A 15,418-nucleotide genomic window follows, 5' to 3' on the forward strand; every position below is an offset into this window, starting at 1 on the left:
GCCCGGCTGCGGCCGGGCGCCGGGATCGGCGTGCACGGGCCACGTCGGGAGGGGCAGACGACCAGCACGAGGAGGTGCGCCGGCACGTGAGCACGCGCCCCCTCCCCTCCCCCGCCGACGACGAGCTCTTCCGCGACGGCGGCGAGAACGGCCGGCTGATGGCCGCCTTCGACTGGTCGACCACACCGGTGGGGCCGGTCGAGGGGTGGCCGGCCAGCCTGCGGCACGCCGTCCGCACCGTGCTGGTCTCGCGGTTCCCGATGATCCTGGCCTGGGGGCCGGGCTACACCCAGTTCTACAACGACGCCTACGCGGAGCTGATCGGCACCAAGCACCCGGGCGCCATCGGGGACGACCTCCGGGTGACCCTCGCCGAGGGCTGGACGGCGCTGCAGGAGCCCGTGGAGCACGCCATGGCCGCCCGCGAGGCGTCGTGGATCCCGCAGCTGCTGCTGCTCCTCGAGCGGGCCGGCTACCGCGAGGAGACCTACTTCACCGTCTCGCACGCCCCCGCCTACGGCGACGACGGCCGGGTCGCGGGCATGCACGCGGTGTGCACCGAGGTGACCCGCCAGGTGCTGGCCGAGCGGCGCCAGCGGCTGCTGCACGACGTCGCCTCGGCCACCGCCGAGCTCGCCGACGAGACGGCGACGGTGACGGCGATGACCGCCGCACTCGGCAGCGAGCCGCTCGACGTCCCGTTCGCCGCGGTCTACCTGGCCGGTGCCGGTGACCTGCGCCGCGCCGCCGCCGTCGGCTGCCGCCCGGAGGAGCTGCCCGAGCTGGCCACCACACCGGCTGAGCTGCTGCCGCCGGCGGTCGCCGCCCTCGGGGTCACCGGCGGGCCGTTCGGCGACCCGGTCACCGAGGCCGTCGTGCTCCCCCTCGGCGGTGCGGACGGCGCCGGCGCCGGCGCCCTGGTGGTCGGGGTCAACCCCAACCGCGCGCTCGACGGGGAGTACCGCTCCTTCCACGAGCTGCTGGCCGGCCAGTTCGCCGCCGCGGTGCGCAACGCCCGGGCCTACGCCGAGGAGCGCGCCCGGGCCGAGGCGCTCGCGGAGCTGGACCAGTCCAAGACGGCGTTCTTCGCCGACGTCAGCCACGAGCTGCGGACCCCGCTGACCCTGCTGCTGGGCCCGATCGCCGACACCCTCGCCGAGACCGGGGCGACGCTGCCCGCGGACGTCCGCGAGTCGCTGACGCTGGCCCTGCGCAACGGCACGCGCCTCAAGCGCCTGGTCGACGACCTGCTGGAGTTCGTCAGCATCGAGGCCGGCCGGGCGTCGGCGGTGCGGGTGGAGACCGACGTCGCCGCCTTCACCGCGGAGCTGGCCGGGGTGCTGCGCGCGGCGGCGGAGCGCGCGGGCCTGCGGCTGACAGTCGACTGCCCGCCACTGCCCCGGCCGGCCCACGTCGACCCGCGGATGTGGGAGAAGATCGTCCTCAACCTGGTCTCCAACGCGGTGAAGTACACCTTCGTCGGGGGCATCGACGTCCGGCTGCGCCCCGACGGCGACGACCTGGTGCTCACCGTCGCCGACACCGGGGTGGGCATCCCCGAGGCCGAGCTGCCGCACCTGTTCGAGCGGTTCCACCGCGGCCGCGGCACCGCCGCCCGCAGCCGGGAGGGCAGCGGGCTGGGCCTGGCCCTCGCGCGCGAGCTGGCCACGCTGCACGGCGGCGGGATCACCGCGACGAGCGAGCCCGGCGCCGGCAGCACGTTCACCGTGCGGGTGCCGTTCGGTGCGCCCGACGCCGTGGCCGGGGCGCCCGCCGTGCCGTCGGCGGCCGCGCGCGGCGGCGTGGTGACCCCCTGGGACGACGTCTCCGGGAGCGCCGGCACCGCCGCGGCGGCAGGCACGCCCGGCACCAGCGTCCTGCTGGTCGACGACAACGCCGACATGCGGGCCTACCTGACCCGGCTGCTGTCCCCGGTGTGGACGGTGCGGACGGCCGGCAACGGCCAGGAGGCCCTGGAGTGCGCCGCCGCCCACCGGCCCGACGTCGTCCTGACCGACGTGATGATGCCGGGCCTCGACGGGTTCGAGCTGCTCCGCGCGCTGCGGGCCGACCCTGCGCTCCGCGACGTCCCGGTCGTCATGCTCACCGCACGCGCCGGGCAGGAGGCCGCGGTCGAGGGCTTCGACGCCGGGGTCGACGACTACCTGGCCAAGCCCTTCGAGTCCGCCGAGCTGCTCGGCCGGCTGCGTGCGGTCCTCGAGCGCGCCGCCGGGCGCAGGGTCGCGACCGCTCCCCTCGTCGCGCCCGCTCCCACCGGCGCGGACGGCGCGGCGACGGTGACCCCGCGTCCGCGCCCGCCGGTCGGCCCGCCTCCGTCCGCGGCGCCGGCCGGGCCGGTGGCACCCGCGCAGGTCGCCGTCCGCCGGCACTGGCGCTTCCCGGCCACGACGTCGTCGATCCCTGCGCTGCGCCGCCGGCTGCGCATGCTGTTCGCCGAGGCCGGCCTCGACGAGGACCGCGCCTACGACCTGCTGCTGGCGGCCTGCGAGGCGGCGACGAACGCGATCGAGCACGCGCAGGAGCCGGCCGAGCCGGTCATCGACGTGGGCGCCGAGGTCCGCGACGGCCGGGTGGAGGTCGCCGTCCGCGACTACGGCCGGTGGCGCGAGCGGGTGCCGAGCATGGACCGGGGGCGCGGCTCGATGCTGATGAGCGCCGTCGGGGAGATCACCGCCACGCCCAGCCCGGCCGGGACGACTGTGGTCATCCGTTCCGGACCCCCGCTGCCCTCGGGCGACGGGCTCCGGTAAGCTCTCGGAGCACTCTGCGGGTGTAGTTCAATGGTAGAACATCAGCTTCCCAAGCTGACAGTGCGAGTTCGATTCTCGTCACCCGCTCCCACCGCCTGACCAGCGCGTTCCCTCCCCGGCAGGGTGTCACCCGATCCGGGCACCCCGGTTTGCCGCACGGCCGCGCGGGCACCGTCGTCCTCCCGCCCGTCGACCCGGGAGACGTGATGACCGAGCCCCAGCCCACCCGCAGCGACCTCGACGCCCCGACCGCCCGCGACGGCGCGCACGCCACCAGCGGTGCCGCGCTGGACGCCGTGGCGGCCCAGCACGCCCGCTACGGCGGGATCAAGTGGGGTGCGGCGTTCTTCGGCTGGCTGTCGGCCAACGGCCTGGCCGTGCTGCTGCTGACCGTCCTCTCCGCCGCCGGTGTCGCGTTCGGCCTGGCCCGGGTCGACACGGCCGACGAGGCGGCCCAGCAGGCGGCGACCATCGGCCTGACCGGCGGCATCGCCCTGCTCGTGGTGCTGTTCCTGGCCTACCTCGCCGGCGGCTACGTGGCCGGCCGGATGGCCCGCTTCGACGGCGCGCGGCAGGGCCTCGCCGTCTGGCTGATCGGGCTGGTCGTCGTCGTCCTGCTCGCCGTCCTCGGTGTGGTGCTCGGCGCGCAGCTCGACCTGCTCGCCCAGCTGGACGTGCCGAGCACCCCGGTCAGCGGGAGCACCGCCACCACCGCCGGCGTCGTCGCCGGCAGCGGCGCCCTGCTGGTCACGCTGCTGGGGGCGCTGCTCGGCGGGAAGCTCGGTACCCGGTACCACCGCAAGATCGACCGCGCGGGTCTCGCCGGCTGACCGGTGCCGCGCGACCGGCTGACTGTGTGACGGATCGCAGACGATCCGGCCGCGTCTCGTTTGCTGCGGGAGCCCCCGGGCACCGGACGTCATGGCGACGCGAACCCGGTCGCCGCCGGCAGGGACCGCGACGACGCCAGCAGTGGCGTGCGCAACCGGTCCGCGCAGGCGCCCGCCATCCGCGGCCGCCGCACCCGGTCACAGACCACCTGGAGACGACTTGACCGAGCACGACCGCACCCGTTCGACCCCCGGCGCCTCGACGACCGCCGACGGCGCGCACGCCACCCGCGGCGCCGCCCGGGACGCCGTCGACGCCCAGCACGACCGCTTCGGCGGCATCAAGTGGGGCGCGGCCTTCTTCGGCTGGCTGTCGGCCAACGGCCTGGCGGTGATCCTGCTGGCGATCCTGTCCGCCGCGGGCGTCGCCTTCGGCCTGAGCCAGGTCTCCACCGCCGACCAGGCCGCCCAGCAGGCCACCGCCCAGGCCGACACCATCGGGATCACCGGCGGCATCGCCCTGCTCGTCGTGCTGTTCCTGGCCTACCTGGCCGGCGGCTACGTGGCCGGCCGGATGGCCCGCTTCGACGGCCTCCGGCAGGGCATCGCCGTGTGGGTCATCGGCCTGCTGGTGATCCTCGCCCTGGCCGTCCTCGGGGCCGTGCTGGGCGCCCAGTACAACGTGCTGTCCCAGCTGAACCTGCCGAGCATCCCGGTCAGCGGCGACACGCTCACCACCGCCGGCATCGTCTCCGGGATCGCCGCCCTGCTCGCGACGCTGCTCGGCGCGGTCCTCGGCGGCAAGCTCGGCGAGCGCTACCACCGCAAGATCGACCGCGCGGGCTTCGACGCCTGAGCGCACAGACGCACCGGAGCCCCGGCGGACCGTCCCCCGGACGGGCCACCGGGGCTCCCGCGTGTCGGCGGCCGGGCGCCACCTCGGCCGGTCAGCCGGCCGGGGACCCGAGCACCTCGGCGATCCGGGCCGGCTCCGCATACCCGGTGAGGTCGGCGGTCGCCTCCTGGCACTGCCGCACCAGGCGGGGCAGGAACGCCCGGGCGGCGGCGAGGTCGCCGGCCTCGGCCGCCGCGGCCAGCGCGGCGCAGGCGCCGGCCACCGCGGACACCCCGAGCGAGTCGCTGGAGGTCCGCAGCGACTCGGCCGCGGCGAACACCCCGCGCGGCTCGTCGCGCCGCAGCGAGGCCTGGATGCGCAGCCGGCGGCCCGGCAGCTCCCCGAGGTAGGTCGCGACCAGCTCCGCCGCGGCCTCGGCGTCCCCGTCGACCCGGGCGAGCACCGCGTGCAGCGCCGCGGGGACGTAGCCGCGGTCGCCCGCGGTGGGCTCCGCGACCCGTCCGTCCGGGAACCGGTCGACGACCGCCGCGGCGCGCTCCAGGGCGGCCGACAGCCGGCGCAGGTCCACCGGCTTGGTGAGCACCTCGTCCATGCCTGCGGCGGCGCACGCGTCCCGGGCGTCGGCGGTCACGTCGGCGGTGACCGCGATGACCGGCAGGTGCCCCCGGTGCGCCGGTAGCGCCGCCCGGATCCGCCGGGTCGCCTCGCACCCGTCGATGTCGGGCAGGTGCCGGTCCATCAGCACGACGTCGACCGGCCCGTCGCCGTCCTCGGCGAGCGCGGCCTCGACCCCCGCCTCACCGGTCGCGACGGCGACCAGGGAGTGCCCGAGCCGCGCCAGCTGGCGCTGGGTCAGCAGCCGGTTCGTGGCGTTGTCCTCCACGAGCAGCACCCGCAGCGGTGGCGCGGCGCCGCCGGGCCCCGCGGCCGGGGTCGGCGTGGCCACCGGCCGGTCGCCGGGCGCGGCGACCGGCAGCACCAGCGCGACCTGCGCTCCCGCGGCCGCCGGCAGCACCTGGACCGTGCCGCCCAGCAGCCCGGCCAGCCGACGGACCAGCAGCAGACCCAGCCCGTCGTCGGACTCGGGGCCGGTCAGGGCCTCCCGGGCCGCCGGAGGCAGTCCCGGGCCGCCGTCGCTGACGGTGATCCGGACCGCGTCCCGCCGCGGCCCGTCGGGGGTCACCGCGAGCACGACCGGGGCCCGGCCGTGCGCCACGGCGTTCCCGATGAGCTCGGTGACCAGCTGGTGCAGCGCGGCGAGGTCGGCGTCCACGAACGCCGGCGTGTCGGGAGCCACGACGTCGGAGACCGTGCCGCCGCTCTCCGCGGCGACCTCGGCGGCGAAGGCCGCCAGGTACACCCGGGCCGGGCGCGGCGCGTAGTGGCCGCCGAGCAGCCGCAGCAGCCAGAGCACCCGGTCGCTGCCGGCGAGCAGGTCCTCGGCGCTGCCCATCAGCTGGTCACCCAGCCGGCGCTGGTCGGCGTCGAGGTCGCCCATGGTCAGCAGCTCGAGGAAGCCGAGCAGCGAGTGCAGCGGCGTCCGGACCGCCTGGCTCAGCGCCCGCTCCAGCGACCGGCCGGCGGACGTGCCGGGCGGGGTCACGCCGGCGGGAGGTGGTCGTCGACGACGGCCAGCAGCTGCCTGACGTCGATCGGCTTGGGCAGGAAGAGGGTCGCGCCGGCCTCGAGCATCCGCCGCTCGGTGCCCGAGGTCAGGTCGGCGGTCACGATGACGACCGGGACCTTGCTCAGCCGCGCGTCGTCCGACCCCCGCAGCGCGGTGAGCACCCCGGACCCGGGGAGGCCCGGCAGGTGCAGGTCGAGCAGCACCAGGTCGGGCAGCAGGTCGGCGGCGGCCTCCACGGCCTCCGCGCCGTCCTGGACGACGACCAGCCGCACGTGCGGCCGGCGGGCGAGCACGCGGCGGACCAGCGTGATGTTGGAGGGGTTGTCCTCGACGTAGAGCACGGTGCGCACCAGCTGCGCCTCCGGCTCGTCCTCCTGGGCCGACCCGGCTGCGCGCACCGGCTCCCCGGCGGGCAGCTCGACCCAGAAGGTGCTGCCCGTGCCGACCTCGCTGAGGACGCCGATGGTGCCGTCCTGGGCCTCGACGAGCGTCCGGGTCAGCGAGAGCCCCACGCCGGTGCCCTCGATGTCGGTGCCCTCGGCGCCGAGGCGGTCGAACGGGGTGAACACGTCGTCCAGCCGGTCGGCGGGGATGCCGTGCCCGGTGTCGGTCACGGTCAGCCGCAGCCGCGGCGCGGGACCGTCGGTGCCGCCGGTCGCGGGCAGCGCCCAGCGCACCTCGATCGACCCGCCGTCCCGGTTGTACTTCACGGCGTTGGACAGCAGGTTCACCAGGACCTGCTTGAACCGCTGTCGGTCGGCGACGACCGCGGCGCCGTTGAAGCGGTCGGGCGTGCGGACGGTGATGCCGCGGGCGACCGCGGCGGTGCGCACCAGGTCCAGGCTCTCGGCGACGACGTCACCCACCTCGACCGGCTCCAGGGACAGGCCCAGCGCGCCGGACTCGATGCGGACGACGTCGAGGACCTCGTTGATCAGGTCGAGCAGGTGCCGGCCCGCGCGCAGGATCTGCTCGACGTTCTCGGCGTCCTCGCCCACCAGCTCGCCCAGCTCGAGCAGCTGGCCGAAGCCCAGGATCGCGTTGAGCGGGGTGCGCAGCTCGTGGGACATCCGGGAGAGGAACTCCGACTTGGCCCGCGACAACCGGACCGCCTCGTCCCGGGCGGCCTCCGCGTCGGCCAGCGCGGCCCGGACCTGCTGCTCTGCCTCCACCCGGACGGTGACGTCGTGCAGGATGCCGCGGAACCCGGCGAGGGCGCCGCCGTCGGCGAAGACCGGACGTCCCCGCACCGACATCCACCGCACGCTGCCGTCGGGCACGAGGAACCGGATCTCCCGCGCCCAGTCCTGACCCGTGGTGTCCACACCGCTCAGCGCGGCGGCCACCTGCTGCTGGGCGACGGCGTGGTCGTCGGGGTGGACGCGGTCCATCAGACCCCACTCGGACATGTCGTCCAGGGAGACGCCGGTGAGCTCGGTGAACGCGCGGTTGACGTAGGTGAAGCCGCCGGTCGCGTCGGCCTCCACGACCAGGTCGCCGAGGTCGTCGACCAGCGAGCGGTAGCGGCGCTCCGAGGCCTCCACCTGGGCGGCGCGGGCGGCCTCCCGGGCCCGCACCCGGTCCAGTTCACGCTCGCGCGAGAGGAGGCCGCCGAGCAGCTCCAGCAGGCCGAGCTCCTCCTGGTCGAACGCCCGCGAGCGGCGGTCCAGCACCGACAGCGTGCCCGTGGTCTGCCCCGAGCTGTCCCACAGCGGGCTCATGGCGTAGCTGCGGACGCCGAGCCGGCCGGGCCACGGCAGGTCGGCGTACGGGCCGTCGGCCAGGTCGGCGCTGGTCTGCGGGGCGGTGCCGTTGAGCGCCCGCTCGCAGAAGGTCTGCCCCAGGTCCAGGCGGGCGCCCGCGACCAGCCCGGACCCCAGCCCGTCGTCGACGGCGAGCATCTCGACCTGCTCGCCGTCCACGGCGGACACGAACACCAGGTCGACCTCGAGTGCGATGCGCACCAGCCGGCAGATCTCGACGGCGGCCTCGTCCGCGGAACCGAAGGAGCGCGACAGCAGCTGCCGGACCAGGGAGCGGTTGCTCGACGAGAGCAGGGTCCTCATGTCCCGAGCATCGGCATGGGTGGGGCGCAACTTGATTGCAGCGACAGCTGAGTCACCACGCAGGGTGGCATGACCCCGCGTCAGCGTCCCATCGCATCCGGCGACATACGGTCCGCACGGGTGCCGACCGGCGCCGATGCCCGGACCGGAGGAGACACGTGGCCGCAACCGAGGACCTGCTCGACGCCGTCGACGAGGTGGTGACCGACGGCGTGCGCCGCGGCATGCTGCACAACCACGTGGAGGACGCCGCGCTCGACGGCCGGCACGTGACCATCGACGGGCGCCGGCTGGTCAACTTCGGGTCCTGCTCCTACCTGGGGCTGGAGACCCACCCGGACATGAAGGCCGCCGTCCGCGACGCCGTGGACCGCTTCGGCACCCAGTTCTCCTCCTCGCGGGTCTACGCCTCGGCGCCGCTGTACCGCGAGGCCGAGGAGGTGCTGTCCGGGCTGTTCGGGCGGCCGACGATCGTCACGCCCTCGACCACCATGGGCCACCTGGCCGCGATGCCCGCCCTCATGGGCGAGCGCGACGTCCTGCTGCTCGACCACCAGGTGCACAACTCGGTGCAGACCGCCGCCCGGCTGGTCCAGGCCGGCGGCACGCGCGTCGAGCTGGTGCCGCACGGCGACCTGCGCACCCTCGACCGCCGGCTGGCGCAGTACCGCCGCACCCACCGGCGGGTCTGGTACGCCGCCGACGGCCTGTACTCCATGTACGCCGACTTCCTGCCGACGGCGGAGCTCGACGAGCTGGCCGCCGCGCACGACCACCTCTGGCTGTACGTCGACGACGCCCACTCCGTCTCCTGGACCGGCCGCCACGGCCGCGGGCACGCCCTCGAGCACCTGGCTCCGGCCACGCTCGGGCGCACCGTGGTCGCCGCGTCGCTGAACAAGTCCTTCGCCGCGGCCGGTGGCGCCATCACGTTCCCCGACGCGCGGTCCGAGCGCCGGGTGCGGCACGTCGGCGGCCCGCTCATCTTCTCCGGCCCGGTCCAGCCGCCGATGCTCGGCGCGGTCGTGGCCTCCGCCCGGCTGCACCTGACGCCCGAGGTGGCCGCGCGGCAGGCCCTGCTGCGGTCACGGATCCGGCTGTTCAACCGGCTGGCCGCCGAGGCGGGCCTGCCCGTCGTCTCGACGTCCGAGGCACCCATCCGCTGCGTCGGCGCGGGCGTCACGTCGGTCGCGTACCGGCTGACCGAGCTGCTGCGCACCGCCGGGTACCACGTCAACACCGCCTCGTTCCCCGCCGTCCCGGCCAAGCGCAGCGGTGCCCGGCTCACCCTCACCGCCCACCACACCGAGGACGACGTCGCCGGCCTCGTGGCCGCGCTCGCCGAGAACCTGCCCCGGGCGATCGCCGACGAGGGCGCCACCGAGGAGGACCTCCAGCGCGCCTTCGCCCGGCAGCTGCGCGGCCGGCCCCGCATCCCGGCACCGCGGCCCGCGCCCGAGGCGATCCCGGCCCTGCGCCTGGAGCACCACCGGACCATCGCCGCCCTCGACCCCGCCGAGTGGGACCGGCTGCTCGGCGGCGAGGGCTTCTCCTCCGCCGCGGCGCTGCGCTCGTACGAGGCCGTGTTCGACACCGGCGGGACGGGCGCGGCCGGGCAGACCGAGGACGCGTGGGACTTCCACTACTGGGTCGTCCGGGACCGATCCGGCCGGCCGGTGGCGGCGACGTTCTTCACCACGGCGCTGTGGAAGGACGACATGCTGTCCCCGGCGCACGTCTCGGCGGAGGTCGCCCGCCTGCGGGGGGAGAAGGCCGACCCGCACTTCCTGACCTCGCCGGTCCTGGGCATGGGCGCCCTGCTCACCCAGGGCGACCACCTGTGGCTGGACCGGTCGGCGGACTGGCGCGGCGCGCTGCGGCTGGTGCTGCAGCGCGCCCGCGCCGAGGAGGACGCGATCGGCGCCACGGGGCTGGTGCTGCGCGACCTGCCCGACGGTGACGCGGAGCTGCACGAGTTCCTCCTCGGCGAGGGCTTCGCGCGGGTGCCCCTGTGGGACACCTGGGTGCGGCACGTCGACTTCGCCGACGACGAGGCGTTCCTCGCCCAGCTGGACCGCAAGCGACGCCAGCACCAGCGCCGCCACGTCCTGCCCTGGGAGCCCCGGTACCGCGTCGAGGTGGTGGCGGGCGGCAGCCCGGCCGCGGCCCGCCTCTCCCCCGCGCAGCGGGACCGGCTCTACGCGATGTACCGGGCCGTGCACGCCCGCGCCCTGGAGTTGAGCGTCTTCCCGCTGCCCCGGCGGATCGTCGACGCCGTCCTGGACTCGCCGGGCTGGGAGACCGTGCTGCTCCACCTGCCGGAGGAGCCCGGCGGGCCGGTGGCGTTCGGCACCCTGGTGGTCACCGGCGATTCCGTCGCCACGGTCTTCCTCGGTCTGGACGACGAGTACGTCGCCTCCCACCACAGCTACCAGCAGCTGCTCCTGCAGGCGCTGCGGGTCGCCCAGGGCCGGGGCGCGCGCCGGGTCCTCTACGGCATGAGCGCCGGTCTGCAGAAGTCGCGCTTCGGTGCCGTGCCCGAGAGGCGCTGGGCCTACGTGCAGTCCACCGACACCTACAACGCCGACGTGCTCGCCCACCTCGCGGAGCGGGTCTCGCCGGCGGCGCGCTGAGCCGGGCGGCTGCCGGGCCGGACCGGACACCGGGACCGGCCCGGCAGCGCGCTCTCAGCAGCTGGGCGCGCCCGGCACCAGGGAGCCGTCGCTCGGCGCGTACGAGCCGTGCCCGTCCACGGCGTAGCGGGCGGCGAGCTCCGGCGTCGCGGCGATCACGCGCAGCGCCGACCCCAGCGCGGCGACGTCGGCGAGCGTCGTGGCCCGGTTGGCGCTGGCCCGCACCGCGCCCGGCAGCAGGTGGCGCTCGGCGCCTGCCGCGTCGCGGTGGAACTGGGCGACCTGCTCGTCGGTGAGCGCCAGCAGCCGGGCCATGTAGGGGTGCGCGCAGAAGCAGCCGTTGCGCACGCCGATCGCGAACTCCGCGGACAGCCGGGCGGCGAGCAGGGCGTGCGGCACGCCGTCGAGGCCGAAGCAGGCGACCGGCAGCCGGTCACCGGCGACCGGGCCGTACCGGTGCAGGCCGGGGACCGACGCCAGCTCCGCGTCGAGCGCGGCGACCAGCGCCCGCTCGTGGGCGAGCAGCCGGGTCCAGCCAGCGGCCCGCAGCTCGTCGGCGGCCGCGGCGAGGGCGACGGCGCCGAGCACGTTGGGCGACCCGGCCTCGTCGCGGTCGGGTGCGTCGGCCCAGACGACGTCGTCGAAGGAGACGGCCTTCACCGCGCCGCCGCCGACCAGCATCGGCTCGCCGCGGTCGAACAGCCGCCGCGGGGCGACCAGCGCCCCGGCGCCGAACGGCGAGTGGACCTTGTGCCCCGAGAGCGCGATCGCGTCCACGCCGAGCGCGGTCACGTCGATCGGCCGGTGCGGCGCCAGCTGCGCGGCGTCGACGACCACGAACACCCCGCGCGCCCGCGCGGCGGCGGCGATCGCGGCCAGGTCGGGCACCCAGCCGGTCACGTTCGAGGCGCCGGTGACCGCCAGCACCCGCGGCGCCGGCCGCTGGTCCAGCGCGGCGACCACGTCGTCCACGGTGAAGGTCCCCCGGGCGTCGACGTCCACGACCCGCAGCCGGGCGTGCCGGCGCCACGGCAGCAGGTTGGCGTGGTGCTCCACGGCGGTGGTGACGACGACGTCGTCGGGACGCAGGTCCAGCCGGAACGCCAGCGTGTTCAGCGCCTCGGTGGTGTTGCGCGGGAAGAGGACGACGTGGGTGGCGGGGTCGGCGCCGACGAAGGCGAGCAGGCTCGCCCGTGCCTCCTCGTAGCGGGCGCTGGCGTACTGCGACTTGGCGCCCGCGCCCCGGTGCACGCTGGAGTACCAGGGCAGGAACTCCTGCACGGCCAGGACGACCCGGGCCGAGGCCGAGCTCGTGGCCGCGGTGTCCAGGTCGACGTAGCGGCGCTGCCCGCCGCCCAGCACGGGGACGACGACGTCCGCACCGACGAGCGGGCTCTCCGGGACGACCTGCGCGTTCGCCATGGGAGATGCATCGGCCGTGCGTCGCGATTCTCAAGCCCTTTGGGGTGAGTTGGGTCAAGGACCCGCACCAGCGGTCGACTGTCTCCCCATGGGCAGGACCGGAACGGACGGACCGACCGAGCGCCGCCGACGCGGCGTGCGGCTCACGCAGCGGGTCTTCTGGGACCTCGCGGTGTACATGGTCGGGCTGGGTGTGGTCGTCGGCGTCGTCTTCCCGCCGTTCGCCGTCTGGCTCGGTGTGCCGGCGCAGACCGCCGGCCGGCCGCTGTTCGTCACGGCCTGCCTCGTCGCGGGCGTCCTCGTCGGCGGGCTCAGCTACGCCGTCTGCCGCGTGGTCGTCGGCGGCCGGCTGAGCCTGCTCAGCGCCCGGCTGCGCACGGTCGCCGACGGCATCACCCAGGCCAGCCGGACCGGCGACTGGTCGCAGTCGACCTCGCAGCGCATCGACGTCGACTCCGACGACCCGCTGGGGCAGACCGCCCGGGCCTTCAACAGCCTGCTGGACTCCCTGGAGGACGGCGAGCACTTCCGCGCGCTCGTCCGCAACGCCTCCGACGTCATCACCGTCGTCGACCGGGCCGGGGTGATCACCTACCAGACGCCGTCGGTCGGCTGGGTGCTCGGCCACCCGCCGGGTGCGCTGATCGGCACCGCCGTCCACGACCTGCTGCACCCCGAGGACCTGCCCGGGTTCCGGGCCCGGCTGGCCGAGGTCGCCGCCGGCAGCGAGCACACCGCCTGCCCGGGCGCGCGGATGCGGCACCGCAACGGCACCTGGCGCTGGACGGAGACCGTCGTCGCCAACCTGCTCACCGACCCCGCCGTCAACGGCCTGGTGCTGACCACCCGGGACGTCGGCGACCGGCGGGAGCTCGAGGAGCAGCTGCGGGCGCAGGCCTTCCACGACCCGCTCACCGGCCTGCCCAACCGGGCGCTGTTCATGGAGCGGCTGCGCGCGGCCGAGGCCGGGGAGCGCGACGGCGTCCCCGCCGCTGTCCTCTTCCTGGACCTGGACAACCTCAAGACCACCAACGACGACATCGGGCACGACGCCGGGGACGCCCTGCTGCAGGTGGTGGCCCGCCGGATCGGCGGCGTGCTGCGCCCCGGGGACACCCTCGCCCGGCTGGCCGGCGACGAGTTCGCCGTCCTGCTGGTCGGGGAGTCCGGCGTCACCCAGGCACCGCGGGTGGCCGAGCGGGTGCTGTCCGTCCTCGAGGAGCCGGTGGTCGTCGTCGACCGCGCCGTCCGCACCAGCGTGAGCCTCGGCATCGCCACCTCCGACACCGCCGCGGCCAGCGGCATCGGGTTGCTGCGCGCGGCCGACATCGCCATGTACGTGGCCAAGACCAGCGGCAAGGGGCGCTGCGAGGTCTTCGCGCCCAGCCACCACGCCGCCCAGCTCGACCGCGAGCGGCTGCAGGCCGACCTGTACCACGCCCTCGACCGGCAGGAGCTGGTGCTGTACTACCAGCCGATCGTCGACCTGGCCTCGGGGGACGTGCGCGGCTACGAGGCGCTGCTGCGCTGGGAGCACCCCGACCGCGGGCTCATCCCGCCGGCGCAGTTCATCGCCCTGGCCGAGGAGAGCGGCCTGATCGTGCCGATCGGCCGCTGGGTGCTGCACGAGGCCGCCCGCCAGGCCGGGGTGTGGCAGGGCGCCGACGGCGGCGGCCCGCGGGTCAGCGTCAACGTGTCGGTGCGCCAGTTCCAGCACGCGGGCCTGGTCGCCGACGTCGCCGACGCGCTGCGCTCCTCCGGGCTGTCCCCCGCCCGGCTGACCCTGGAGATCACCGAGTCGCTGCTGGTCCGCGACACCGTCGGGACGACGGTGAAGCTGCAGGCGATCAAGGACCTCGGCGTCCGGCTGGCCCTCGACGACTTCGGCACCGGCTACTCGTCGCTGAGCTACCTGCGCCGCTTCCCGATCGACGTGCTGAAGATCGACAAGTCCTTCGTGGACGGTGTCGCCAGCAGCACCGAGGACCGCGCCGTGGTCGGCGCCATCGTCCAGCTGGGCCGCACCCTCGACCTGGACCTGGTGGCCGAGGGCATCGAGTCCGGCGACGAGCTGGCCGCCCTCGAGCTCCTCGGTGTGCAGTACGGGCAGGGCTACCACCTGGGCCGGCCCGCCCCGACGGCGACCGGCCGTCCGGTGGACCGGCGCCGGCCGGCCTCCGCAGGCGCGGCGCTGCGCGTGGCCCCGGCCCCGCGCTCGGGCCGCCCGGACGAGCTGCCCCGTCCCGCCGCCGGCGGCTGACCGGCCCGCCGGAGCGGTGGTCGTGCACGTCCCCGCCGGCCCGTACCCTCCCGGGCAGCCGGAGCCCGAGGAGGTCGAGCCGCCCGTGCACCCCCAGGACCCGGCGCCCGTCGTGGCACGGCTGCGCGCGGCCGGGTGCGTCTTCGCCGAGGACGAGGCCGCCGCGCTGCTGGCCGCCGCGACCGGACCCGGCTCCCTGGCCGCCCTGGTCGACCGGCGGGTACGCGGCGAGCCGCTGGAGCAGGTCCTGGGCTGGGCGGGGTTCTGCGGCCTGCGCGTCGTGGTCGAGCCCGGCGTCTTCGTGCCCCGCCAGCGGAGCACGCTGCTGGTCGAGCGGGCGGTCGCGCTGCTGCGGGGCTCCGGCCGGACACCGGTGGTCGTGGACCTGTGCTGCGGCTCCGGCGCGGTGGGGCTCGCGGTGGCCGACGCCCTCGGACCGGTGGAGCTGCACGCCGCCGACGTCGACGCGGTGGCCGTGCGCTGCGCCCGCCGCAACCTCGCCCGGGTCGGCGGCTCCGTGCACCGGGGCGACCTCTACGCGGCGCTGCCGGCCGCGGTGCGCGGCCGGGTCGACCTGCTGGTGGCCAACGCGCCCTACGTGCCGAGCGCGGCGGTGGCGCTCCTGCCGCCGGAGGCCCGCGACCACGAGCCCCGCGCGGCCCTGGACGGCGGCCCGGACGGCACCGACCTGCAGCGGCGGGTCGCCGCCGGGGCTCGGTCCTGGCTGGCGCCGGGCGGGACGCTGCTCGTGGAGACCAGCGCACGGCAGGCACCGCTCACCGCCACCGCCGTCGAGGCCGGCGGGCTGCGCGCCACCGTCGTCCGGGACGACGAGCGGGACGCCACGGTCGTCGTCGGCACCTCCCCGCGGACTCCGGTGTCGGAGTCGTCACGCTGTGCTGTGACACACGCGGTCACGATTCGGGACGGATCAGTTACGTGATGGCCAGCAC

Annotated in this window: 9 protein-coding genes and 1 tRNA gene; 7 read left to right on the forward strand and 3 right to left on the reverse strand. The window is 76.0% G+C overall.

What is annotated here, in order from left to right; genetic code table 11:
* The first annotated feature begins 86 nt into the window (after window positions 1-86).
* From BLR12_RS10375 to BLR12_RS10390, 4 genes are all read left to right on the forward strand, one after another.
* The gene (locus BLR12_RS10375; RefSeq protein WP_091377251.1) at window positions 87-2,771 is read left to right on the forward strand and encodes an ATP-binding protein; all 2,685 of its coding nucleotides are present in this window, start codon (window positions 87-89) and stop codon (window positions 2,769-2,771) included.
* 16 nt (window positions 2,772-2,787) lie between these two features.
* Window positions 2,788-2,858: transfer RNA gene (locus BLR12_RS10380), tRNA-Gly, on the forward strand.
* 119 nt (window positions 2,859-2,977) lie between these two features.
* Window positions 2,978-3,601, forward strand: a complete 624-nt coding sequence (locus BLR12_RS10385; RefSeq protein WP_091377254.1) for a hypothetical protein — start codon at window positions 2,978-2,980, stop codon at window positions 3,599-3,601.
* Window positions 3,602-3,821: 220 nt separating this feature from the next.
* Window positions 3,822-4,457, forward strand: coding sequence for a hypothetical protein (locus tag BLR12_RS10390; RefSeq protein ID WP_091377256.1), 636 nt, complete (start codon window positions 3,822-3,824; stop codon window positions 4,455-4,457).
* Window positions 4,458-4,548: 91 nt separating this feature from the next.
* On the opposite strand, the gene BLR12_RS10395 is transcribed toward BLR12_RS10390, so the two are convergent.
* Together BLR12_RS10395 and BLR12_RS10400 are read right to left on the reverse strand one after the other, a co-directional pair.
* Entirely contained in the window at window positions 4,549-6,060 is a 1,512-nt protein-coding gene (locus BLR12_RS10395) for a response regulator (RefSeq protein WP_091377259.1), read from the reverse strand.
* Window positions 6,057-8,150 (reverse strand): hybrid sensor histidine kinase/response regulator, encoded by a 2,094-nt coding sequence (locus tag BLR12_RS10400; RefSeq protein ID WP_091377262.1) that lies wholly within the window; start codon window positions 8,148-8,150, stop codon window positions 6,057-6,059. Before BLR12_RS10400 ends, BLR12_RS10395 begins: the two co-directional genes overlap by 4 nt.
* Before the next feature lie 158 nt (window positions 8,151-8,308).
* On the opposite strand from BLR12_RS10400, the gene BLR12_RS10405 reads away from it, so the two are divergent.
* The gene (locus BLR12_RS10405; RefSeq protein WP_091377264.1) at window positions 8,309-10,783 is read left to right on the forward strand and encodes a GNAT family N-acetyltransferase; all 2,475 of its coding nucleotides are present in this window, start codon (window positions 8,309-8,311) and stop codon (window positions 10,781-10,783) included.
* A 54-nt stretch (window positions 10,784-10,837) separates the two neighbouring features.
* On the opposite strand, the gene BLR12_RS10410 is transcribed toward BLR12_RS10405, so the two are convergent.
* Window positions 10,838-12,205, reverse strand: a complete 1,368-nt coding sequence (locus BLR12_RS10410) for an aminotransferase class V-fold PLP-dependent enzyme (protein ID WP_091377266.1) — start codon at window positions 12,203-12,205, stop codon at window positions 10,838-10,840.
* A gap of 136 nt (window positions 12,206-12,341) precedes the next feature.
* On the opposite strand from BLR12_RS10410, the gene BLR12_RS10415 reads away from it, so the two are divergent.
* A complete protein-coding gene (locus tag BLR12_RS10415) occupies window positions 12,342-14,465 on the forward strand; it encodes a putative bifunctional diguanylate cyclase/phosphodiesterase (protein ID WP_176832457.1) in 2,124 nt (707 codons plus the stop codon).
* Window positions 14,466-14,550: 85 nt separating this feature from the next.
* Complete coding sequence (locus BLR12_RS10420) at window positions 14,551-15,408, forward strand: putative protein N(5)-glutamine methyltransferase (RefSeq protein WP_091378439.1); 858 nt, start codon at window positions 14,551-14,553, stop codon at window positions 15,406-15,408.
* Window positions 15,409-15,418: the final 10 nt, after the last annotated feature.

The sequence above is a fragment of the Geodermatophilus sp. DSM 45219 genome (assembly GCF_900104025.1).
Lineage (GTDB): Bacteria > Actinomycetota > Actinomycetes > Mycobacteriales > Geodermatophilaceae > Geodermatophilus.

Coding starts and splice junctions, on each gene's coding strand:
- BLR12_RS10385 (WP_091377254.1), top strand. CDS start 2,978: ATGACCGAGCCCCAGCCCACCCGCAGCGACCTCGACGCCCCGACCGCC.
- BLR12_RS10400 (WP_091377262.1), bottom strand. CDS start 8,150: ATGAGGACCCTGCTCTCGTCGAGCAACCGCTCCCTGGTCCGGCAGCTG.
- BLR12_RS10410 (WP_091377266.1), bottom strand. CDS start 12,205: ATGGCGAACGCGCAGGTCGTCCCGGAGAGCCCGCTCGTCGGTGCGGAC.